Origin of the sequence: Pricia antarctica, from assembly GCF_900101815.1 — a bacterium.
Lineage (GTDB): Bacteria > Bacteroidota > Bacteroidia > Flavobacteriales > Flavobacteriaceae > Pricia > Pricia antarctica.
Genome location: NZ_FNAO01000003.1, coordinates 83,813 through 104,139 on the forward strand (window position 1 = coordinate 83,813; position 20,327 = coordinate 104,139).

19 protein-coding genes and 1 pseudogene are annotated in these 20,327 nt (G+C 43.9%); 15 read left to right on the forward strand and 5 right to left on the reverse strand.

What is annotated here, in order from left to right; genetic code table 11:
* Positions 1-64 precede the first annotated feature (64 nt).
* Positions 65-1,681 carry a family 20 glycosylhydrolase gene (locus BLT07_RS05610; protein ID WP_091866656.1) on the forward strand — a complete coding sequence of 539 codons (1,617 nt, stop codon included), beginning with the start codon at positions 65-67 and terminating at the stop codon, positions 1,679-1,681.
* A 156-nt stretch (positions 1,682-1,837) separates the two neighbouring features.
* Here BLT07_RS05610 and BLT07_RS05615 read toward each other — a convergent pair.
* The 3 genes and pseudogenes from BLT07_RS05615 to ruvX all read right to left on the reverse strand — a co-directional run.
* Positions 1,838-2,257 (reverse strand): annotated as a pseudogene (locus BLT07_RS05615) (DUF5606 family protein); the annotation flags it as partial.
* A gap of 61 nt (positions 2,258-2,318) precedes the next feature.
* The gene (def, locus tag BLT07_RS05620; RefSeq protein ID WP_091866659.1) at positions 2,319-2,909 is read right to left on the reverse strand and encodes a peptide deformylase; all 591 of its coding nucleotides are present in this window, start codon (positions 2,907-2,909) and stop codon (positions 2,319-2,321) included.
* The gene (gene ruvX, locus BLT07_RS05625) at positions 2,906-3,319 is read right to left on the reverse strand and encodes a Holliday junction resolvase RuvX (RefSeq protein WP_091866661.1); all 414 of its coding nucleotides are present in this window, start codon (positions 3,317-3,319) and stop codon (positions 2,906-2,908) included. Before ruvX ends, def begins: the two co-directional genes overlap by 4 nt.
* A 137-nt stretch (positions 3,320-3,456) precedes the next feature.
* Between ruvX and BLT07_RS05630 the strand changes: the two genes are divergently transcribed.
* Positions 3,457-4,272 (forward strand): 2,3,4,5-tetrahydropyridine-2,6-dicarboxylate N-succinyltransferase, encoded by an 816-nt coding sequence (locus tag BLT07_RS05630; protein WP_091866663.1) that lies wholly within the window; start codon positions 3,457-3,459, stop codon positions 4,270-4,272.
* A 68-nt stretch (positions 4,273-4,340) separates the two neighbouring features.
* On the opposite strand, the gene BLT07_RS05635 is transcribed toward BLT07_RS05630, so the two are convergent.
* Positions 4,341-5,219 (reverse strand): GT-D fold domain-containing glycosyltransferase, encoded by an 879-nt coding sequence (locus BLT07_RS05635; protein ID WP_139205109.1) that lies wholly within the window; start codon positions 5,217-5,219, stop codon positions 4,341-4,343.
* A gap of 304 nt (positions 5,220-5,523) precedes the next feature.
* Here BLT07_RS05635 and BLT07_RS05640 point away from each other — a divergent pair, with 304 nt between their 5' ends.
* The 11 genes from BLT07_RS05640 (at position 5,524) to BLT07_RS05695 (ending at position 17,158) form a co-directional block, all read left to right on the forward strand.
* The gene (locus tag BLT07_RS05640) at positions 5,524-6,363 is read left to right on the forward strand and encodes a glycosyltransferase family 2 protein (protein ID WP_091866667.1); all 840 of its coding nucleotides are present in this window, start codon (positions 5,524-5,526) and stop codon (positions 6,361-6,363) included.
* A 92-nt stretch (positions 6,364-6,455) separates the two neighbouring features.
* Positions 6,456-7,505, forward strand: a complete 1,050-nt coding sequence (locus tag BLT07_RS05645; RefSeq protein ID WP_091866669.1) for a glycosyltransferase family protein — start codon at positions 6,456-6,458, stop codon at positions 7,503-7,505.
* Positions 7,506-7,712: 207 nt separating this feature from the next.
* Entirely contained in the window at positions 7,713-8,828 is a 1,116-nt protein-coding gene (locus tag BLT07_RS05655) for a glycosyltransferase family 4 protein (RefSeq protein WP_091866672.1), read from the forward strand.
* Positions 8,825-9,919: a glycosyltransferase gene (locus BLT07_RS05660; RefSeq protein WP_091866675.1), complete on the forward strand. Its 1,095-nt coding sequence runs from the start codon at positions 8,825-8,827 to the stop codon at positions 9,917-9,919. Before BLT07_RS05655 ends, BLT07_RS05660 begins: the two co-directional genes overlap by 4 nt.
* Positions 9,909-10,694: a glycosyltransferase family 2 protein gene (locus BLT07_RS05665; RefSeq protein WP_091866677.1), complete on the forward strand. Its 786-nt coding sequence runs from the start codon at positions 9,909-9,911 to the stop codon at positions 10,692-10,694. The genes BLT07_RS05660 and BLT07_RS05665 overlap by 11 nt, the downstream gene beginning before the upstream one ends.
* A 46-nt stretch (positions 10,695-10,740) precedes the next feature.
* A complete protein-coding gene (locus tag BLT07_RS05670; protein ID WP_091866679.1) occupies positions 10,741-11,310 on the forward strand; it encodes an L-threonylcarbamoyladenylate synthase in 570 nt (189 codons plus the stop codon).
* A 126-nt stretch (positions 11,311-11,436) separates the two neighbouring features.
* Positions 11,437-12,846, forward strand: a complete 1,410-nt coding sequence (locus BLT07_RS05675) for a CCA tRNA nucleotidyltransferase (protein WP_091866681.1) — start codon at positions 11,437-11,439, stop codon at positions 12,844-12,846.
* A 179-nt stretch (positions 12,847-13,025) separates the two neighbouring features.
* A complete protein-coding gene (locus BLT07_RS05680) occupies positions 13,026-13,964 on the forward strand; it encodes a PorP/SprF family type IX secretion system membrane protein (RefSeq protein WP_091866683.1) in 939 nt (312 codons plus the stop codon).
* Between the two features lie 162 nt (positions 13,965-14,126).
* Entirely contained in the window at positions 14,127-15,155 is a 1,029-nt protein-coding gene (locus BLT07_RS05685; RefSeq protein WP_091866685.1) for a COX15/CtaA family protein, read from the forward strand.
* A 231-nt stretch (positions 15,156-15,386) separates the two neighbouring features.
* A complete protein-coding gene (locus BLT07_RS05690; protein ID WP_091866687.1) occupies positions 15,387-15,881 on the forward strand; it encodes an IS1096 element passenger TnpR family protein in 495 nt (164 codons plus the stop codon).
* Positions 15,882-16,099: 218 nt separating this feature from the next.
* Positions 16,100-17,158, forward strand: a complete 1,059-nt coding sequence (locus tag BLT07_RS05695) for a nucleoid-associated protein (protein WP_091866689.1) — start codon at positions 16,100-16,102, stop codon at positions 17,156-17,158.
* A 4-nt stretch (positions 17,159-17,162) separates the two neighbouring features.
* Here the strand turns inward: BLT07_RS05695 and BLT07_RS05700 are convergent, their stop codons facing one another.
* Positions 17,163-18,245: a hypothetical protein gene (locus BLT07_RS05700; RefSeq protein WP_091866691.1), complete on the reverse strand. Its 1,083-nt coding sequence runs from the start codon at positions 18,243-18,245 to the stop codon at positions 17,163-17,165.
* Positions 18,246-18,422: 177 nt separating this feature from the next.
* Between BLT07_RS05700 and BLT07_RS05705 the strand changes: the two genes are divergently transcribed.
* Entirely contained in the window at positions 18,423-19,325 is a 903-nt protein-coding gene (locus BLT07_RS05705; protein WP_091866693.1) for an ABC transporter ATP-binding protein, read from the forward strand.
* A 105-nt stretch (positions 19,326-19,430) separates the two neighbouring features.
* On the forward strand, positions 19,431-20,264 hold the full coding sequence (locus BLT07_RS05710) for an ABC transporter permease (protein ID WP_091866695.1): 834 nt from the start codon (positions 19,431-19,433) through the stop codon (positions 20,262-20,264).
* Positions 20,265-20,327: the final 63 nt, after the last annotated feature.

The window sequence follows — 20,327 nt, forward strand, 5'->3', positions numbered from 1 at the left end:
ACCTATAGCGTTTTCAATCGTTTCAATGCATTTTAAACATATAAAACTATAACATTAAACAGCTATGAATTCCAATTTAACCAAAAGCCTACTCATCTGCCTCGCATTCGTCGCATTGCTATCCTGCGAAGCGGAAAAGAAGAAACGCGTTTTGAATTTTCCCAAAACTGATCTTGCGATGGAAAACATGATTCCCAAGCCCATGAAAATCATTCCTACCAACGGAGGTTTCGCCTTGGATGAATTTACGGCAATATATACCTCGGAAAACGCATCCGGATTTCCTGAGGTGGGGCAATTTTTGGCGGATAAAATAAGGGCAAAGACAAACCTTCAAATCCCTGTAAATGTAAACGAAGTACCCAATCGAGAGGGTATCATCTACATCAACCAGTCGGACAGTCTAGAACTGGACGCTCCGGAAGCCTATCAGCTTTATATTACGGCCGACTCTGTGATACTGAATTCCAATACCGCCGAGGGCGCATTTCGGGGCATCCAGACCATACGCCAGATTATACCTGAAACAAGCAACGATACTTTGGCGGAATATAAGGTATGGACGATTCCAACGGGAAAGATCATCGATAATCCCGTTTTTGAATATCGCGGCACTATGCTCGATGTCGCCCGGCATTTTTTTACGGTTGAAGAAGTAAAAAAATACATCGATTTGCTGGCCTATTACAAGTACAACGTGTTGCATCTACACCTCGCCGATGATCAAGGCTGGCGTATCGAGATCAAATCCTGGCCAAAGCTCACAGAGGTTAGCGGCGGCACGGAAGTGGGTGGCGGAGAAGGCGGTTTTTATACGCAAGAAGATTATAAGGACATCGTGGCCTATGCGGCAGCGCAACATATGACCATCGTACCCGAAATCGACATGCCCGGGCATACGAACGCCGCTTCTGTAGCTTATCCGTTTTTAAACGGCAACGGCAAAAAAATCGAACCTTATGAAGGCACAAACGTGGGCTTCAGTACATTTGACACCCGAAAAGATACCGTATACACGTTTATCGATGATGTGGTACGCGAAATTTCCGAAATCACGCCCGGGCCCTATTTCCACGCCGGCGGCGATGAAAGCCATGCGACCAAAAAGAACGATTTCAATTATTTTGTCGAAAAGGTGCAAAAAATTGTAAACAAACACGGAAAGCGTATGATCGGATGGGACGAAATCGTGACCGCGGACGTCGATTCCACAGCCATTCCCCAATACTGGAGCAGCGGCGATAACGCAAAAGCAGCCGTGCGGAAAAACCTTAAGATGATTCTTTCACCCGCCAAAAAAGCCTATCTCGATATGCAGTATGACAGCCTTTCGAAATATGGCTTGCATTGGGCCGCCTATGTACCCGTTGATTCCGCCTATGTGTGGAATCCGGAAGCCTATGAAGGAATTCCTTTGAAAAACATTTTGGGCATCGAGGCGCCGCTATGGTCCGAGACCATCGAGACTTTCGATGAACTCGCCTACTTGGCTTTTCCACGGGCTATTGGCTATTCAGAATTAAGCTGGTCTACTCCGGAAAACCGGAATTGGGAAAATTATAAGGTACGATTGGCGAACCAAGCCCCGTTTTTGGATAGAATGGATGTAAAATACTACCCCTCACCCTTAATCGACTGGAAGAAAAGTAAATTTACCTATGAAGAAATTAAGAAGGATTAGTCGGTCAATAAAAGAACCTTACTTCTTCCTAGCAGCCGGATTTTTTTGGGCCACTTTCTTGCCCGAAGACTTTGGATTGGACGATTTTTTCGCTACCGCCTTCGTATCAGGGGATTTCATTTCTTGTGATTTCTTTTCCTGAGGCTTTTTCTCAGTGGATTCCCCTTCTGATTTTTCCGCTTTTTTATCGGAAAAATCGGTGATACCGTTTTCATGTAGAATATTGTACCATTGGATTACCTTTTTGATATCGCTGGCATAAACCCGGTCTTCGTCGTAGTTGGGCAGTACCTCAAAAAAGTATTCTTCCAATTTCAATTTATCGTCCTTATGGCTTATCGAAGTTTTACCGCCATCCTCTTTTTCCTGTACTTTTAGGAATACCTCACGCAACGGCAGTTCTTCCTCAAGGGTATACATAGCGATTTCAGAAAGTACGCTGACATTGGTACGCAAACTTACCGTAATCCGTTTCTTATCCAGCAGCGATTCCGCGACAAAACCGCCACGGGTCTGGGTTATCAATTTGTAAAGGCCGGGTTTTCCCCCGATGGATAAAATTTTGTCTAAAGTCATAGTATTTTTTTGCAATTGAGGAACACAAAGATTACACTTTTCGATGGATTACGGCAGCGGTTTACCGTGCTTTTTTTACGTTGGGAAATCGCATTCGATAATCGACCTCAATTTTTCCCTTGGAAATATTGTTCAACTTGCCCTTCAGCATCCTCTTTTTCAAGGGGGAAAGCTTATCGGTAAACAGTATGCCCTCGATATGGTCGTACTCGTGCTGTATTACTCGGGCGAGAAGTCCGTCGTAAGTTTCGGTATGTTCCTTAAAATCGGTATCGATAAAGGTGATGGTCAGGGTATCCTTCCGCTTGATATCCTCACGGATTTCCGGTATGCTCAGGCAACCTTCGTTAAAGGCCCATTCCGCACCGGTTTCTTCTCTCACATGCGCATTAATAAACGTCTGTTTAAATCCCTTCAGGGCCTTCTGATCATCAGATGACAGATCGTCGTCATCGGCAAATGGAGTCGTATCTATCACAAAAACGCGAAGGGGCAGCCCCACCTGCGGCGCTGCAAGACCAACACCATTGGCGTTGTACATGGTCTCATACATATTGGCGACCAATTCGTCCATCTTCGGGAAATCTTCGGGCAGATCTTCGCAGATTTTCCGCAAGACCGGATCACCGTAAGCTACTATAGGTAATATCATTGTATGGTGTTTAAATAGGCCTGCAAAATCAGGGTCGCACTTATTTCATCGACCAGGGCCTTATTTCTACGTTGTTTCTTCTTTAATCCGCCCTCGATCATCGTCTGTACCGCCATTTTAGAGGTAAAACGTTCGTCTTGACGCGCTATAGGTATGTTGGGAAAATTGTTGTTCAACTGGATTAGAAACGGAGCGATAAAGGTTTCGGATTCCGACGGCATGTTGTTCATTTGCCGGGGTTCCCCTACCACAAACCGCACTACTTTTTCGTCTTGGGTATACTGCTTCAAAAAGTCAAGCAACTCAAAGGTCGAAACCGTGGTCAGCCCTGACGCAATCAGTTGTAGTTCATCGGTAACGGCTATTCCTGTGCGTTTTCTACCATAATCCAATGCCAAAACCCTTCCCAAACCCGTACAATTTTTGGCAAAAATAACCGATAATTTGTTATAAGTGTAAAATTGGCGCCTAAATCATATTTGAGAGATTATATTTGCGGTGAATCTCATACACTTCTAAACCCATAAACCCATAAACTTTTCTTCAAATGACCGATTTAAGACACACTATAGAAAACGCCTGGGACAACCGCGAACTGCTCAAGGAAAAAGAAACCCAAGACGCCATTCGCCAAGTCATAGATTTGCTGGATGCGGGCGAGCTTCGTTGTGCCGAGCCTACTGAAGGGGGATGGCAGATCAATGAATGGGTAAAAAAAGGGGTCGTACTCTATTTTCCGATTCAAAAAATGGAAACTTTAGAGGCCGGCATCTTCGAATACCACGATAAAATTCCCCTGAAAAGAGGCTATAAGGAGAAAGGTATCCGGGTTGTACCCAACGCGGTGGCCCGACATGGCGCCTATATTTCATCGGGAACCATTTTAATGCCGAGCTACGTCAACATCGGGGCCTATGTCGACGAAGGCACGATGGTCGACACCTGGGCTACGGTAGGCAGCTGCGCCCAAATCGGAAAAAACGTGCATTTGAGCGGCGGGGTCGGTATCGGCGGGGTTCTTGAACCTTTACAGGCAGCCCCGGTCATTGTAGAGGACAATGCCTTTATCGGATCCCGATGTATCGTGGTCGAGGGCGTCCGTGTTGAAAAAGAAGCCGTATTAGGGGCCAATGTGGTGTTGACGGCGTCTACCAAAATCATCGACGTGACGGGAGATACACCCAAGGAAACAAAAGGCTTAGTACCTGCACGTTCCGTGGTAATTCCCGGCAGCTATACCAAAAAGTTTCCGGCGGGGGAGTTTCAAGTGCCCTGTGCCCTGATTATCGGTACCCGAAAGGAGAGTACGAACAAAAAAACCTCTTTGAACGATGCGCTTAGGGAGTATGATGTGGCGGTGTAATTAAAAAAGCGATTTTTTCCGAAGTGTCAATCCGCTAACTCTAATCCTTAAGCTATGCATCTAACCTCTCAAATAATCTGGTTCCTGAAATAAAACTTGATATCCTTACGCAAGAATTCCCAACGTTGCCCAATAGATAATTTCGGTGGATTTTCAAGCGTTTTCAGCACTTGATGTCCCTGAAGCCGAATCCAGCTTCGAGAGGTTTTTTGCGCCACGGCGTCTACGATAGATCCAAAGTCGATCACTTTGCAACGCACTCCGCTATTCCATAGCCGAATTGAAATAACATTGGAAGTACTGCCTGCTGAAGGGATGACCAAATCTACCTTATCAACGTTGCGCTCCACTTCTGGCCACCATTGCTGTATGGACTCGTAGGCGTTTCTCTCCGGAATTCGAACGTAATAGTCAATTTGGCCGTATAATTTTTCCGCTATCTCCTTATCCGTCGAACCGATGAACATTTTCTTTTCCTTTCGGATGAAATCGTCTAAAAAACCTTTGAGCAGCTTGGGTCTAAAGACCCCTAGACATTGAAAGATACAGGGATTTTCGAAAACTAGATCTTTGGGGAAATTCCGCTGCTGCATCACATCTATCATTTCCTGTTGCCATGAAAACTGCCGATATATGCCCTTGGCGTGGAATTCATCGTACGGATAATTAATGGGGCAGGCAATCAGATACTCCTCATCCTGAATACGAAAGGATGCCTCAAGCTCCTTTTCCAAATTTGCATTGAACACATAGTTACGATGGTCCTGTTGCATCAAGGTCACGAATTCCCCATCGCCAAAACGTACGAAAAATAGGCGATCATGGTTCTTAAGGGCATCGACCAGGAAATGAAAGGAATGCATGATATTTTTGGTACGAATCGTATCCAAGGCCGTTTCCTTCGATGGGGCAAAAAGCATATGGAAGTAATATTTTAAGGTCTTCATTTTTTGGATTATGTTACTCCTCCCGCCTCCTAGATTTGGGGGTTTGTATATGGCGCGAGTACAGCGCAAAGTTCCCATAAAATCGGCGATTACCCGTATTCTTTTTAGGCTTTCCCTTGGAATACCCCTTAAACCCGAAAAAAAAGTCGAAAAAAAACGCAACCTTTCGTTAATCTTGACATCTTTTAACTAAAGAAGTAGGGTCAATCCGATTTCGACTGTTTTATACTCGACCTCCCAATTTTTAGAATTTTTTAATCCCCATACAATTTTAAGACTTTTTTTCTGTTATAAATTATCCCGGATGATTCGGAAGAATACCCAAAGTGTTTTGAAAATAGGTGAACATCAGAAAATATCGGCAGTTATCATTACCTATAATGAAATGGGGTACATAGAGCACTGTATCGCTTCTGTCGGTTTTGCCGACGAGATTATTGTTGTCGATTCTTACAGCTCCGATGGAACTTACGAGTATCTATCCGCCCATCCTAAAATAAAGGTCATTCAACATCCATTTCAGGATTTTACCAAACAGAAAACCTTTGCCCTGAAGCAGGCGTCCAATGATTGGGTGCTTTTTTTGGATGCGGACGAAGTTGTTCCAGCAGGCTTGCGCAAAGAAATTATCGCCGTTACAAACCGACCGTCACCCCATGTTGCCTATTGGTTCTACAGAAAATTCATGTTCAAAAACGCCCATTTGCGCTTCAGTGGATGGCAAACGGATAAAAATTATCGGCTTTTCAGAAAAAGCAAAGTGGCGTTCTGCCAAGAACGAAGGGTACACGAACGTTTGGAGGTAGAGGGCACATCGGGCGTTCTCAACAAACGGTTGTTACACTATTCCTATAAAAAATACGAGGATTACAAAGAAAAAATGCTGCGCTACGGCCAACTAAAGGCCCTACAGTGCCACGAAAACGGAAAGCAGGTTCTTCCCCTCAAACTAATGGCCGCCCCAATTTGGAAATTCCTGTACAACTACACCATCCGACTGGGAATGCTTGACGGTAGAAAAGGCATCATTATCTGCTACCTGAATGCACTGAGCGATCTAGAAAGATATCGCGAATTCCGCCAACTGAACCGAAAAAGCACCGAACTACACGACACTGCTGTTCTGAGCCCTGTTCGCGAGTAATTTTCTTTTCCTGTATCATCCCTATCCGTTTTACAATGGACTGACTTCGGACAAAGACCATAATCCATTATCTTGCGGTCTGATACCATCCCATGAAAACCGCCCTAGTAGAAATAAAGGAATCCCACGAGGAGTGCATCTGCACCCAGTTGAGCTTTTTAAAGGACGCCGGACATCAGGTAACCTTGATACTGCACCCCATACTCGCTCAACAAATTACCGACTATGCGAACCTGGCGGACAACGTGGTTTACATCGATTTTGATAACCAGGGCTTTTTTAAAAAACTCGGACTCCAGTGGCAGCTGTTCAATAGGCTCAAGAAATTCGATCTTATTGTACTGAACACGGCCCATTCCTACAGCGTTGTACGAAACCTGACGGTATTACTTCGATTGGCGCGCACCAAATGCGTGGGCCTCCTGCACAACACCAAAAAACTGGATAGCAGTTTTACGCAGCGGATGATATCCAAAAAAATAAAAAAGTATTTTGTACTGAACGATGCGTTGCTTCCCGTGGACGAGCCTGCGGGTGATATCAAAGTCCAGAGTTTTTACCCCATTTTTTTTCCACAATACCAACCGGTGCCGGTCTATAAGCAAAACGATATTTGGATCGGCATCCCCGGAAGGGTCGATTACAATCGAAGGGACTATGATTTTTTGGTTAACGCACTCGTGGAAATCAACGCGTTACATCGGGTCAAGTTCGTTATCTTGGGTAAGGTCGACCGCAATACTGCAACCGGCAAACGATTCTATGACCATTTGGAAAAATCAGGACAATTGGGGCGTTTCAAATTATTCCATTCCTTTATAGAAAACCGGAATTTTCATTCGTATCTGGCTGCTTGCGATTTCATCATGCCTTTGCTGACACTGCATACCGATTATCTTAAGTACAAAATTTCGGGCAGCTTCAATTTGGCCTTTGCGCATAAAAAACCGATGCTTTGCCACAGCTTTTTCCGGGATATTCCCGATTTGCGGGCAAATTCCCTCTTCTTCGACGAAACAACTTTCCCACAGCTCATTACCGAAATCGATGCGGGAAATTTAAAATCCCCCACATCCTATTCCGACCCCAAATGGGACTATCGTTTTCAGCAAAAAAAGTATATTGATTTTATTAATGACTAGCTTACATCGAACTTGTTTTGATTTTTTGTTTGGAACCGAGATTTTCGGCTTTTGTGCCCTAATGATGTCATTTTTTAGTTGCATAGCCGTAGCTACGGAAATCAAAAATGAGGAAATTAGGGTGCAAAATGTGAAAATCGGAGGCATAAGAAAAAGTCTGAACGAGTTCATTATCTTTGACCTTTGACGACCACGAAAAACAAGGCGATGAAAATTGGTTTTGATGCCAAAAGAATATTTCATAACAACACAGGGCTAGGCAATTACGGGCGTGACGCCATCCGCATTTTGTACAGGTATACGCCCATAGAAAAATTCGTGCTCTATAATACCGCCCCGTCCAACGTCGACCGGTTAGACATCCAAAAGAAAATCTATATCAAATATCCAAAGGGCTGGTTCTGGAAAAAATTCTCTTCCCTTTGGCGTTTAGGTCCGGTTTCCAAACAAATTATTAAGGATAAGGTGGATATTTTTCACGGCTTGACCGGCGAACTTCCGGCGGGACTCAAAAAGACGAATATCGCTACGGTGGTCACCATCCACGACCTTATATTCCTGACCCATCCGCATTATTATTCCTTCTTTGATCGGGTCATATACACCCAAAAGTTCAAGTATGCCGCTGCGAATACCGACCGGATAATTGCCATCAGCGAACAGACTAAAAAGGATGCCGTACAGTACCTCGATGCCGATCCAAACAAAATAACGGTGGTCTATCAAGGGTGTAACGATGTCTATAAAAAGGAATACGACGCCAATTTTAAGGATAAAGTCCGAAACAAATACAATCTGCCCCAAGAATTCGTGCTGAACGTGGGCACGCTGCAAGAACGTAAAAACGCTTTTACCTTGGTAAAGGCCATAAACGGAACGGAATATCATCTGGTTTTGGTAGGTTCCGAAAAAAAATACGCGCAAAAAATCCATGCCTATATTCGGGAGAACAAATTGCAATCGCAGGTTATCTTTTTAAAGAATGTGGAAGACACCGAACTTGCAGCTATTTATCAGTTGGCCACGATATTCTGCTACCCCTCTATTTGCGAAGGTTTCGGGATACCGATCATCGAGGCCCTGTTCAGTAAAACCGCGGTGATTACCTCGGAAGGCGGCTGTTTTCCCGAGGCCGGTGGCCCTCAATCCGTTTATGTGGCATCGCTAGATGCGGATGCCCTTAGAAATGAGATCCGCCGTCTTTTCGAAAATCCTGCCGACCGAAAACACATCGAGGAAGAAGGCTATCGATTCGTTCAAAAATTTTCCGACGAAGCTGTCGCCCAAAATATTTATGAAGTCTACAAATCGGTGTTGGTATGAAGACCATTTGCTTTTTCAACAGTACCGAAGCCTGGGGCGGGGGAGAAAAATGGCATTTAGAAGCCAGCGGACATCTCCATGCTTTAGGATATCCGGTTTTAGTAATTGCACATATCAGGGGCGAACTCTACAACCGATTATTGGACTCCGATATTCAATGCCTGGGAATAAGGGTTACCAATCTTAGTTTTTTGAACCTTTTGAAATTAAAGTCGATTGAAAAAATTCTGGAGAGACATAATGTAGGTACGATTGTAATGAACCTTTCCAGAGATCTGAAATTGGCAGGGCTGGCTTCCAAATGGGCGGGAATTGAACGTATAATCTATAGAAGGGGAAGTGCCATTCCCATTAAAAATTCGTGGTTAAATCGCTATTATTTCAAGACCGTAGTATCCGAAGTATTAGCAAATTCCCATGCCACCAAGAAAACGGTTTTGGTCAACAATCCCAATCTCTTTCCAGAGGATAAAATAAAAGTGATCTATAACGGTATCGAAATAGACACCTTCGTAAGAAAAGCTACCCGACCCAGTTATCAAAAAAAAGATGCCGATGAGCTGGTGCTATCGAATTTAGGCCGTTTGGAGCTCCAAAAAAACCAGAAATTTCTGATCGATTTGGCAGCGGAACTCAAACGTAGAAAACTAAAATTTAAAATGCTTATCGGTGGCGAGGGAAGTTTAAGGGACGAACTTCTAAGCAGGGTGAAAAAGTTGCAGGTAGAGCAACAGGTAGTGTTCGCTGGATTTATCGAAAACCCGAAAGATCTGATTTGCAGCGGCGATATTTTCGTACTGCCCAGCTTATGGGAGGGATTTGGCTACGTATTGGCAGAGGCGGCCCTGTGCAAAAAACCGATTATTGCGTTCGATTGTAGCAGCAATCCGGAGGTCGTGGTAGACGGGAGTACGGGTTTCCTTACGCCCGTTGACAATGTAGAAGCCTTTGCGGACAAAGTCCAGTACCTTGCCGAACATCCAAAGCAAAGACAAGAAATGGGACAAAAAGGATTTGCTTTTGCACGTGAAAATTTTGACAATGGAATTATTCAGGAAAAAATAGTAAACTATTTGGTTCATGGGCGATAGGAAGAAGAAAATAACGGCCGTACTCATCACTTTCAACGAGATATTCCACATCGATGGGGTGTTGGACAATATTTCGTTTGCCGACGAAATAATCGTTGTTGATTCCTATAGCACCGACGGTACCGCGGAAAAAGTTCGGGAGCGACCGCATATAAAACTAATACAGCGACCCTTTGAAAACTTTACGGACCAAAAATCATTTGCACTGGATCAGGCTTCCCACGACTGGGTGCTGTTCTTGGATGCGGATGAAAGGGTCACCGAAGCCTTAAAGGACGAAATCATTGAAACCGTTAACCTCGAGAAACCCCCGGCCAACGCCTATTATTTTCTGCGGACTTTTATGTTCAAGGACAAGGTCTTACATTTCAGTGGATGGCAAAGCGATAAAAACTACCGGCTGTTCCGAAAAAGCAAGGTGTATTTTTCGGAGGAGCGTATCGTTCACGAGACTTTGGTGATCAACGGAAAATCAGGCACCCTAAAAAATAAGCTGATTCATTATTCCTATAAATGCTATGAGGATTACAAAGGGAAAATGATAAAGTACGGCCAGATGAAGGCCTTTGAGGAAATGGATAAGGACTACTCCCCCAATCTGTACCATTTTTGGTTCCGCCCCTTTTATAAGTTTGTAAACCATTACATTTTTCGACTTGGGATATTGGACGGTAAAAAGGGAATCATCATCTGCTACCTGAACGCTCTGGGCGTGCACGCCCGGTATAAGGAATTGGCGCGATTGCGGGAGAAAAATGTGAGGAGTGAAAAGTGATGGAGTGAAAAGTGATGGAGTGAAAAGTGAAAATAGTTAAAATAACGTGGACAAGTTTACGGAAGAAATAAACGCCTGCCTTAAGGTTCTTGAAGAAGGGGGCCTCATCCTTTATCCTACCGATACGGTCTGGGGTATCGGATGCGATGCCACGAACCAAGAAGCCGTTCGGAAAGTGTACGCCCTAAAAAACCGTGATGATAGCAAAGCCCTGATTTGTTTGGTAGCCAATGATGCGATGCTCGAAAGACATATAGACAAGGTGCCCGAACTGGCCTACGATATCATGGATCTGTCGACCAAACCGACGACAATCATTTACGACCGGCCCAAAAGTGTTGCCAAGAACCTTATCGCCGAAGATAACACGCTGGCAATACGCGTGGCATCCGACAAATTCTGCAAATACCTCATCAACAAATTCCGCAAACCCATTGTTTCAACCTCCGCCAATGTTTCCGATGAACCTAGTCCCAAAGGTTTCCATGAAATATCCGAAAGCATTTTAAAAGGTGTCGACTATGTGGTAAATTTACACCCCGAAAACCCCAACGCGGTTCCATCGGCGATTATTAAGTTGGGCAATGATGGTACGGTGAAGGTGATTCGGGCGTGAAAAGAGATGAGACTGCTATGCTAATAGATTTGACGGATTGAGACAAAAATAAATGCCCCAATTTAATCTTAAACCGCATAGCGTGGGTATGAACTGCGTCTTTATATGAATATTGAATAGTAAACATTGAACTATAAAAACGCCCTAAAAAGCCCTGTCTTCAAATGGGTTGCCGAAGCATCTTCCGAACTCGGTACGGATAGTTATGTCATCGGCGGATTTGTCCGTGATTATCTCTTAAAACGGGGCACTCCGAAAGATATCGATATCGTTGCGGTAGGCAGTGGCATCGAGTTGGCGAAAAAAGTGGCATCAAAACTGCCGGGCAATCCCCAAGTATCCATCTTTAAAAACTTCGGTACGGCCATGCTGAAGCACGAGGGCATCGAACTGGAATTCGTCGGAGCCCGAAAGGAAAGCTACGACCGAAATAGTCGTAAACCTATTGTGGAAGACGGCACCTTGGAGGATGATCAGAAGCGGCGGGACTTCACTATCAATGCGTTGGCAATATCCTTAAACAAAAATAATTACGGAGAACTGCTCGATCCGTTCGGTGGCGTTGCCGATTTAGAAAAGAAAACCATCCGTACGCCCTTGGAACCTGGGGTAACCTATTCCGATGATCCCTTACGTATGATGCGGGCTATCCGTTTTGCGACACAGCTGAATTTTGAGATAGAACTGAAATCCCTACAAGCAATTACCGAACATAAGGAACGGATTAAAATCATTTCCAAAGAACGTATCGTTGACGAGCTGCACAAGATTTTAGCCAGTGAAAAACCGTCACAAGGCTTTGCGCTACTCCAAAAAACCGAACTGTTGCCGTTTATTCTTCCCGAACTGGTTGCCTTACAGGGTATCGAAGAAAAAGAGGGCCAACGCCATAAAGATAATTTTTGGCACACCTTGGAGGTTGTCGACAACATCGCCGAAACCACCGATGACCTTTGGTTGCGCTGGGCTGCCCTTTTACATGATATCGGAAAGGCGCCCACCAAAAGTTTCCATAAAAAAATCGGGTGGACGTTTCATGCCCACGAATTTATCGGCTCTAAAATGGTTTACAAACTCTTCAAGCGCCTGCGAATGCCCCTGAACGATAAGATGAAGTACGTTCAGAAGATGGTGCTGATGAGCTCACGACCTCAAATACTGTCGGAGGAATTCGTCACCGATTCTGCCGTAAGGCGATTGGTACACGATGCAGGTGACCATGTCGACGATCTCATGACCTTGTGCGAAGCGGATATTACGACCAAAAATTCCCAAAAGCAGAAAAAATACAAGAACAACTTCAAGCTTGTTCGCCAAAAAATAGAAGAAGTCGAAGAACGCGACCACATCCGCAATTTTCAACCCCCGGTCAGCGGGGAGGAAATAATGGAGACTTTTGGCATAAAACCGTCCCGGGAAATCGGTATCATCAAAGAGGCGATTAAGGAAGCTATTTTGGAAGGGGAAATTCCCAATGAGTATGAGCCTGCAAGAAAATTTATGCTCAAAAAGGGAGAAGAATTAGGTCTCTTGTAAAACGGTTTAGGCACCAAAAATCATTCCCTGAAAAGACACCTTCATCCTAAAAGTCTATTTTTGAACAACAATTACCCATTTTGACCAACAATTACCCACGGTGGTACATACAGAAATACCTTTATTTACGTTTACAGGTTGAATACGCCAACGAAAATAATTAGGTTAAATCGGCTTACATGAAGAAACTGGTTCTGTTCATACTTTTGGTTGCTAGTACCTCACAAATTATTTTGGCGCAACAAGAGCCCCAATATACGCAGTACATTTACAATACCTTGTCCATAAACCCCGGTTATGCGGGATCAAGGGGAGTTTTTAGTATAACGGGCATGCATCGATCGCAATGGCTGGGCATCGAAGGTGCCCCGAAGACCCAAACCATAAATTTTCATACTCCAGTTTCCGAAAGGGTCGGCATTGGCCTGTCGATAGTAAACGATGACATCGGCAAGGGCACCAATCAAGAAACCTATTTCGATGGTGTATTTTCGTACACCATTCCCTTTGCAAGGGAAAACAAATTGGCTTTCGGCATAAAAGCCGGAGGCCATTTGCTAAATGTAGATTTTACCAAGCTGGCTAATTATGAACAGGAGGTGTTGGCATCGGGACTCGCGAATATCGATAACAAGTTTTCCCCTAACTTTGGAGTGGGTGCCTTTTATTACAATGAGCGATTTTACGCAGGTATATCGATACCTAATTTTTTAAGGACCCAACACTTTGACGATTCGAAATCCAGTAATTCCTTTTTGGCAAAGGAACGGCTCAATCTTTACCTGATGACCGGGTATGTATACGATATACACCCCATCGTAAAATTCAAGCCGGCCCTGTTACTAAGGGCCGAACAGGGGGCACCATTACAAGTCGATGTCTCCGCCAATTTTCTTTTTAATGAAAAATTTACTTTGGGAGCGGCGTATCGATGGGATGCAGCACTTAGCGCTATTGTTGGGTTTCAGATAAATGAAAATCTGATGTTAGGGCTTGCCTATGATCGTGAACTTTCCGAACTCGGTGGCGCAACCTTTAACGACGGGTCGTTCGAGATACTGCTTAGGTACGAGTTCTTGACCCGCTTTCAACGAAGGATTGTCCCCAGGTTCTTTTAAGATCGGGAAATCTCCAAATATATTAGGAATTCGACATTCAGAATTGGAATATCCGATTTGAAATTTCGGATTTGGCTCCAAAGTCTGGGCGGGAATTTGATTTGAAATGTACCGTATACCATCAAAGAGTGGTAAATTTGCACTGCAAAACTGTACTGCAAAATGCAACACCACTTCCGAAAAATTGCCAAAATCGCTTTAGTATTTGTTTATCTGGTCATCGCCGCCGGTGCCATTGTCAGAATGACGGGTAGCGGCATGGGCTGTCCCGATTGGCCTAAATGTTTTGGCTATTATATTCCCCCGACCGAAGCTACGCAATTGCAATGGCAACCGGAGCGGGAATTTAAAAAAGGGCAGGTCATTATAGTCGACCAAACCTTGCAGGTGGCCAACGCGGATTTCAAGACCGCTTCTGAATACGACCCACAAAATTGGGCGCCCTATACCAAACATGATTACGCCCTTTTCAATCCTTGGCACACCTGGATCGAGTTTATCAACCGGCTCTTCGGAGCTTTGGCCGGGCTCGCCACCCTCGTTTTGGCCATTTTCTCATTTCGCTTCTGGAGACACAATAAAAAAATTACCCTATTTTCTTGGCTTGTGGTTTTTGGCATGGGCTTTCAGGCTTGGCTCGGCGCGACGGTGGTCTATTCCGTTCTGGCGCCGGCGAAGATTACCGTTCACATGGTCATGGCCCTGCTCATCGTCGCCTTATTGATTTATCTCATCCACACGACCAAGAATTCTCAAGGTTTGACCTACCAAAAAAACCTTGCCAAATGGCTTCTCATGGCGTTTGTTGCTACCATGGTACAGATTATATTGGGCACCCAAGTACGGCATTTCGTCGATGAGCAAATCGATGTGGTCGGGGAAACCGCAAAACATTTGTGGTTGTCCGATGTCGATTGGGAGTTTTACGTCCACCGCTCATTTTCCATAGCGATCGTTGTATTGAACTTGTTTTTGGGGCGACAAATTTGGAAACATAAGCTGGGCTTTTCGAAAATAAACTGGGTACTCATCCTTATCGGCATCGAAATACTGACCGGTGTCAGCATGTATTATCTCGATTTTCCGTTCGCCACACAACCCGTACATCTTATCATTGCATCGGTATTGTTCGGCGTACAGTTTTATTTGGTCTTGGAGGTGTTTAGGGCGAAAAAGTTCGTAAGGGCTTAGCGTTCCAAGTTGAAAAATTCAAGGTTCAATCCCTACTTCGTAGCTGTTCAACCCTACCCACCATTTAGGCAGGGTTGCGTGTATTTTTAACCTTGAAGCCTAGATCTGTCAACCACAGACTTGAACCTTGAATTTTTTATAGCCTGCTTCTGTTTGTTCTAAACTTCTCAACTCCTAAACCTAAAACCTTAGAATTCTTCGTAACTTTGCCCTCCTACAAAAACGAACACCATGATTTATAAAATACGGATAATCTTGGATGCCAAAGAGGATATTTTCCGCGATATTGAGATTGAGGACAGTAGTACAATGGAGGAATTTCACAATGCCATTGCGCAATCTTTCGGATTCTTGGGCAATGAGATGGCCTCGTTTTATACCTGTGACGAGGAATGGAACCAAGACGAAGAAATAGCGCTTTTCGACATGAGCGACAGCATATCTGACGTACGCCTGATGAACGAAACTTTTTTGGAGGATGTGATGACCGAAAACAGTCCGAAATTGATTTACGTCTACGATTTTTTAAGTATGTGGACGTTCTTGGTCGAACTGGCGGATATCGTCGAACCGGAATCAGGCACCTCCTACCCTAACTTGCTGTTCAGTTTTGGCGAACTGCCCGAGAACCCACCAGAGACCAATTTTAAGTCCGAAGCTGCCTTTGATTTTGAGGATACCTTTGAAAATTACGATGATCTTGATTTTGACGAGAATTGGAATTAAGGTTTTTCGCCGGCAGTAATTGCGAGGAGTCCAATTTGCCTCGGGCAAACCGGACGAGGCGGCAATCTTTTGGAGCTACTGCTATGTTGAACCCACGCCTGTATACAACTGTGTAGAATACATAACCGATTGCCGCGTCGCCTTTGAAATTTTGTTACAGTTAACTTTGCAAGAGGCTCCTCGCAATGGCCGATACTAATTAACACTGAACTCCTAATATGATAAACCTATATTCCACCCAAATCGAAACGATTTCCCTGCATCGCGTGGGGAATAAAAACAAAGCCGAGGGTCTCTTTCTTTCCGAAGAACCCTTTCGACTAAACGACGAAACTACGGGGCTGCTCAAGGAATATTTCTTCAAACCCTTCCGGGAAAAAGAGGAGAACTACTTTAAACTTTCCAACGAGGTGGATGTGGAGTTCAATGAACTTTACAAAATGGCATCCGATATTTTTGCCGATCCGGACAGGACGCATGCCAATTCCAAAAAAATCGCCAAGCACCTTTTCGACCAATCCAACCACCCCCATATCAAAAGCGGAGAGGTTTATGTAGCCCATTTAACGGGACTTCTTTTGGATAACGTTAAAGTTGACGCCATCGGTATTTTCAAGAGTGAGCTAAAGCACGATTTTCTCCAATTCGAGGAAAAGGGAAGTAATCTGGATATTGTCATCCAACAGGGCATCAACATCAACAAACTTGACAAAGGATGTTTGATCTTCAACGTCAACAAGGAAGAGGGCTATAAGGTTTTATCGGTTGACAGCAACCGCTACGACACCAAATACTGGCTGGAAGAATTTTTGGGAGCCACCGCATTGGCCGACGAAAACTTCTATACGAAAAATTACCTTAAGTTCTGCCAGAACTTCGCCAAAGACGTCGTTTTACCGGCCGAGGACAAGCAGCAGGAGGTACTTTTCATGAACCGCGCGGTCAACCATTTTGCCAAGAACGACAGTTTTGAAGAAAGTAACTTTCTTAACGAAGTGATGGAAAATCCCGAATTGATTCCCGAATTCAAGCACTACAAAGTCGAAAAAGGACCTAAATATAGTGTCGAAGATGTTTCAAACTTCAATATCGCCAACAAGGCGGTATCCGACGCCCGAAAAAAGATAAAGAATGTTATTAATCTAGACACCCACATCCAAATAAAAATGGATTTCATCGATCCCGAATCCGCCCAAAAATTCGTCGAAAAAGGATGGGACGAGGAGAAGCAGATGTACTATTATTTGGTGTATTTCAACAAAGAAGAGAAAAGCTAGCCCACTAAATCTTGATCTTTCGCTCGATAATCTGCTTCACACTTACACCTTGATAATTTCGGCGCACAAAGTTAAGTGCTAGGTCAAGCACCTCGCCCATGGTCTTACACTGTTTGAATTTTATATCCGAAGTGAGCTCAAAAACCTTATCACGAAGCATTTCTGTATTTTCTTTGGTCGAGATAGTATCCTTTTTAGCGATGGCCCTTAATCTTTTGATACGGTTTCCGGAACTGAGGATACGCTTGGCGACGATGGAACGCTCTTCTAGTTTATATTGGTCGACAGAATCCCGCAACAGTTTATGGCGGACGAGTTCGACCATTTGAAAATTTTCCTTAAAAAATTGGGGACGGTAGACGTTCAATTTTCCTTCATAACACTGTTGATCAAAATCGATGGCACGTATGCGGTAGACCACGTGATCAAAATCGTGAACCGGCACGATGACGTAATTATAGGAACGCATATCGCCCAAAAGACGGATCATACAACGTTCGTTGAACTTTACGAATTCCTTGGCCAATTGTGCCTTTTCGGACTCGGTGCATCTAGGCAACATATCCTTAATAAAAACATCCCCGGGAATACCCGCGATATGCTCTTCTATCAAGGTATCCCTACAGACCAAAAAATTCAGGTTGTAGGGCGATAGCATATGTTCCAGTTCCAGACCATAGATTCTGGAGGCATCGGTTTTCTTGATATAGAAATAGGTGAAGTTATCGTTAAGAATATTCCTGACCCGAATGCGAAAAGGTTTTGAATTACCAAACGTACAATAATCCACGGCATCTACATTCAAGTATTGGTTGATACTATTGCTACCGTCAGAATGCAGGATGGAATACACTTTTTTAAGGCTGTCATCAATTTCCCTCCGCTCGAATTCGGGGTAGTAGACCCGAATCCAGAGGGTATCTTCATCGTTGGAATCATATACCACGACCGACCCTGAAAAGCGCAACAGGTCCTCATAAAAAATCGGAATTTCTATTTTACGGTTGTAATGGTCAAGGTAAGCATCCAACTTCTTGTTGACCGGATAGGCCGGTTTTTTCTTCGACATTAATCTTTCTTCGGACATATTCCCTTTACTTTGTAACAAACTTACGGTTTTATCGTCATGTTAGTGATGTTCAAAATATTAGATTCCACAATAGTACCTCCGAGGGTACTCAATTGTATAGTATCCTAATTCTCAAATATCGATTTACAAGTGAATTAATCGGCATACCAATAACGGCTTAAGCACTACTTTAATTTGGAAAAAATACTCATAGTAAATCATCTGACCAAAAATTTCGGTCATCTGACAGCGGTGAAGGATTTATCTTTTACCATCGAAAAAGGAAATGTATATGGCATCCTTGGGCCCAATGGTAGCGGAAAATCCACAACGCTTGGCATTGTCTTGAATGTGGTCAATCGAACGAAGGGCGACTTTGCATGGTTCGACGGAAATACCTCGACCCACGAAGCTTTGAAAAAAGTGGGCGCCATCATCGAGAGGCCGAATTTCTATCCCTATATGACCGCCGTTCAGAATTTGAACTTGGTATGTAAAATAAAGGAAGTACCCAACACCAAGATTGAAGAAAAACTTGAACTCGTCGGTCTTCTAGACCGAAAGAACAGTAAATTCAACACCTATTCACTGGGTATGAAACAACGCTTGGCCATTGCCTCTGCCCTCCTCAACGACCCGGAGATATTGATTCTGGACGAGCCCACAAACGGACTCGATCCCCAGGGCATCCACCAGATTCGGGAAATCATTAAAAAAATAGCATCCGAAGGTACTACCATTTTATTGGCCTCGCATTTGCTGGACGAAGTAGAAAAGGTCTGTAGCCATGTCATCATCCTTAGAAAAGGTGAAAAACTCTATTCAGGCCGCGTCGATGGTATGTTGGCCAGCCATGGTTTTTTCGAGCTGCGAACGGAAAACACCAAACTTTTAACCGATTATCTTGAAAAAAATGCCAGTTTCGGCCCTATAAAGGTCGAAAACGGACTCGTCACAGCCATTCTAAAGGAAGAAATGGACGCTACAGCACTTAATAAAACCCTTTTTGCCCAAGGTGTCGTACTCTCGCATCTGGTCAAGAGAAAGGAAAGCTTGGAGGAACAGTTTTTGACTTTAACGAAAAATCAAGCGAATTAGCGCCATGTGCAGCACACCATGAGATATGCGCAACACGCCTTTTTTAATATATTGCGAACCGCGTAAACCGCCCAGCGCACGGCAATCAACCATACACAAGATAAAATGGTACGACTTTTACACATCGAGTTTATAAAACTTTGGAACAACAGGGCCAGTAAAATTTTGATTATTTCTTATTTTGTGCTGTTGACCTCTATTGCGCTGGTAGCCGCCATAAAATTCGATATCGGCCCCATACAATTTCATTTGGCCGATCAGGGTATTTTCAACTTTCCCTACGTATGGCATTTCAATACCTATATCGCTGCACTTTTCAAACTATTTTTGGCCATCGTTATCGTGTCGATGATGTCGAACGAATATAGCAACAAGACCATCAAACAGAATCTGATAGACGGACTTTCCAAGAAGGAGTTTATCTTATCCAAATTTTTGACCGTCATTTCCTTTGCTTTGATATCGACGATTTTTGTATTTGTGGTCTCCTTGATTCTCGGCTTGGTCTATTCCGATTTCAATGAGCTGCCCATCATCTTTTCCGATTTGGAATTCCTCTTGGCTTTCTTCCTCAAATTGACCGGCTTCTTCTCGTTCTGTCTTTTTCTAGGGATATTGGTGAAACGTTCCGCTTTCGCCCTCGGATTTCTGATATTATGGTCCATTATAGAACAGATTGTATTCGGGATATTGGGATGGAAATTCGTTTCTTGGGAAACGGCAAAAATCATCAAAGGATTTTTTCCGCTCCAGTCGATGTCCAATCTGATCAAAGAACCTTTTTCAAGACTGAAGGCGGTTCAATCTATTGCCAACGAAATCGGGGAACAAGTTATTCTGGACTATCAGGTACACTGGTACGAAATCACCATCGTTCTTTGTTGGACGGCCATTTTCGTTTACCTCTCGTATGCACTGCTCAAAAAGCGTGATCTATAAATACGCCACTTATTTTCATCGTGAACGTTTTTTTTTAAATATGCTAACAGAAACGCTACGACC

What these genes read in the sequence shown, in the direction of transcription:
- BLT07_RS05655 (WP_091866672.1), top strand. Translation starts at nt 7,713, where the DNA reads ATGAAAATTGGTTTTGATGCCAAAAGAATATTTCATAACAACACAGGG.
- BLT07_RS05665 (WP_091866677.1), top strand. Translation starts at nt 9,909, where the DNA reads ATGGGCGATAGGAAGAAGAAAATAACGGCCGTACTCATCACTTTCAAC.
- BLT07_RS05640 (WP_091866667.1), top strand. Translation starts at nt 5,524, where the DNA reads ATGATTCGGAAGAATACCCAAAGTGTTTTGAAAATAGGTGAACATCAG.
- BLT07_RS05645 (WP_091866669.1), top strand. Translation starts at nt 6,456, where the DNA reads ATGAAAACCGCCCTAGTAGAAATAAAGGAATCCCACGAGGAGTGCATC.
- BLT07_RS05635 (WP_139205109.1), bottom strand. Translation starts at nt 5,219, where the DNA reads ATGAAGACCTTAAAATATTACTTCCATATGCTTTTTGCCCCATCGAAG.
- BLT07_RS05685 (WP_091866685.1), top strand. Translation starts at nt 14,127, where the DNA reads ATGCAACACCACTTCCGAAAAATTGCCAAAATCGCTTTAGTATTTGTT.
- BLT07_RS05630 (WP_091866663.1), top strand. Translation starts at nt 3,457, where the DNA reads ATGACCGATTTAAGACACACTATAGAAAACGCCTGGGACAACCGCGAA.
- BLT07_RS05610 (WP_091866656.1), top strand. Translation starts at nt 65, where the DNA reads ATGAATTCCAATTTAACCAAAAGCCTACTCATCTGCCTCGCATTCGTC.
- def (WP_091866659.1), bottom strand. Translation starts at nt 2,909, where the DNA reads ATGATATTACCTATAGTAGCTTACGGTGATCCGGTCTTGCGGAAAATC.
- BLT07_RS05695 (WP_091866689.1), top strand. Translation starts at nt 16,100, where the DNA reads ATGATAAACCTATATTCCACCCAAATCGAAACGATTTCCCTGCATCGC.
- BLT07_RS05690 (WP_091866687.1), top strand. Translation starts at nt 15,387, where the DNA reads ATGATTTATAAAATACGGATAATCTTGGATGCCAAAGAGGATATTTTC.
- BLT07_RS05680 (WP_091866683.1), top strand. Translation starts at nt 13,026, where the DNA reads ATGAAGAAACTGGTTCTGTTCATACTTTTGGTTGCTAGTACCTCACAA.
- BLT07_RS05660 (WP_091866675.1), top strand. Translation starts at nt 8,825, where the DNA reads ATGAAGACCATTTGCTTTTTCAACAGTACCGAAGCCTGGGGCGGGGGA.
- BLT07_RS05700 (WP_091866691.1), bottom strand. Translation starts at nt 18,245, where the DNA reads ATGTCCGAAGAAAGATTAATGTCGAAGAAAAAACCGGCCTATCCGGTC.
- BLT07_RS05710 (WP_091866695.1), top strand. Translation starts at nt 19,431, where the DNA reads ATGGTACGACTTTTACACATCGAGTTTATAAAACTTTGGAACAACAGG.